Here is a 1,944-nt window from a genome sequence, read left to right as displayed (position 1 = left end):
CGGCGGCTTTTCCGTCAAGCCCCATGTCTCCCCGCTGTTTCGCGTTGGGCGTGCCGCCGAACTGCCGCACAATCCACGCTTCAAACGCGAAGGCGTCTTTATAGCGGAGGGTGTCATAATCGTATTTATGCAGTTGAACGGCATAGGGCGCGCTGAATAAATCCTGCTGCTTTTGCAGGCGCAGCTCGGTAACTTTTACCGCCATTGCCGACTGGTCTATGCCAAGCCAGCGACGGTTTAATTTGTCCGCCACGGCTATGGCGGTGCCGCCGCCCATAAACGGGTCAAGAACGGTGTCGCCTTCGTTGCTGGCGGTATAAATCAATTTGTATAAAAGGTCTTCCGGCTTTTGCGTGGGGTAGCCGATAAACTCGTCCGCTTGAGAGTTTATTACGGAAAACTCCAAAACGTCAGGCGGTGCAATCTTTAATTCGCTGGTCTCACGATAAACTAATCGGGCGTCTGTATCAATGTTTTTGCAATTCCTTTCAAACTTCTCTCTGTTATAGACGATATACTGTTTTACTCTTTTGCTTTTGAGATACACAACATTTTGGTCCCAGCCTTTTTCAAACTTTTTTAACTGACTGGACGTCGGAGGATAGCCATTCTTGTTGAATGTTATCGCTTCTTTGGTTTTGCCGTACCAAAATATGGTATCGTGCATTTTTTGAAAAGTTTTAGAGGTGTTTGTCCACCGGTGATAGAACCAAACAATTTCATTTTTGAAGTTTTCGCTGCCGAAAAGTTTATCAAGTATATCCACACGGATATTTGCGTTAGCGTGCCAGTCGCAGTGCAGAAAAATACTTCCGGTGGGTTTTAAGACGCGGTACATTTCTTCTACCCGTTCTTTTAGCCAGCCGATATAATGGTCAATTCCTCCCGACCACCTGTCCTGAAAACTGCGGGTTTCCCCCGCGTCTCCCCAGATAACTTCGTAATTACGGTTGCTGAAAAACGGCGGGTCAAGATAGATAAGGTCTATGCTGTCCGCTTCTATGGTTTTGAGGATTTCGAGGTTGTCGCCGAGGATGAGTTTATTTATGGGCACGGGCACACCTTCTTTATAAGTATCATCTCACAATGTTATATGAATTTCAAATGGCATATGGGGTACCCCTCCTTAAAGGTGAAAGACGCGCGGGGCAAGACAGAGGAACGAGAGCGGGAGACAGCCGAGTGGAAGCCGCGGGAACGAAGCCCAAACCGTATGTTATACGCTGTTTTTTGTCCCCTTACGCTAATGTTTTATTATTCCCGTTCTATTTTGCCGTTTATTTTTAATTTTATGGTTTCAATGTTTTCAAGCCCGTCGTTGTCCACAACTTTAACGGCGATATGGTAAAGCCCTGCCTTGCACGAATAGATTTGTTTGCCCTCTTTGTCTATGAAAACTTCCGGTTTAAACCCTTTTTCCGCGTCATAGGCAAAGTCCCAGCTATAAAACTCGATTCCGGCGGGACTTTCCCCCGCCGCAGCAAACTCTATTTTGCGAACGCCTTTTTCGTCTTTTTCCAGTTCGCTGATATGAACGCCGATAGCGGGCTTTACGGCTATGGGGACGATGCTCTCTACCGTTACCAGTTTGATAATCCGGCCCTCTTTGTTTTTTAAGCGGGCAACCTCCTCAACGGCTCCTTTGCCGAAGGAAAAGGCGATGATATACCCGATAGGTTTCTGCGCGGCGATATTCTTGTCGAACAGGTTTTTATCGAAGCGTTCAGCCGCGGATTTGAAATTGTCTATGACGCCGCGCCCGATATTGTCGGAGCGTTTTACCTGAATCGGCGCGCCGTCGGCGGCTTTTCCGTCAAGCCCCATTTCTCCCCGCTGTTTCGCGTTGGGCGTGCCGCCGAACTGCCGCACAATCCACGCTTCAAACGCGAAGGCGTCTTTATAGCGGAGGGTGTCATAATCGTATTTGTGCAGTTGCACGGCATA

The 1,944-nt window shown here is 48.1% G+C and carries 2 protein-coding genes; both read right to left on the bottom strand.

The window, feature by feature from the left end; all coding sequences use genetic code 11:
• Positions 1–1,054 (bottom strand): DNA-methyltransferase (locus AWU74_RS05255; RefSeq protein WP_062328345.1); only part of this gene is annotated, 1,054 nt, incomplete at its 3' end.
• 200 nt (positions 1,055–1,254) lie between these two features.
• A partial coding sequence (locus AWU74_RS11640; RefSeq protein WP_202966407.1) for a hypothetical protein occupies positions 1,255–1,944 on the bottom strand: 690 nt, incomplete at its 5' end.

Source organism: Treponema endosymbiont of Eucomonympha sp. (genome assembly GCF_001028545.1).
This window is presented reverse-complemented; position numbering and strand designations above follow the sequence as displayed.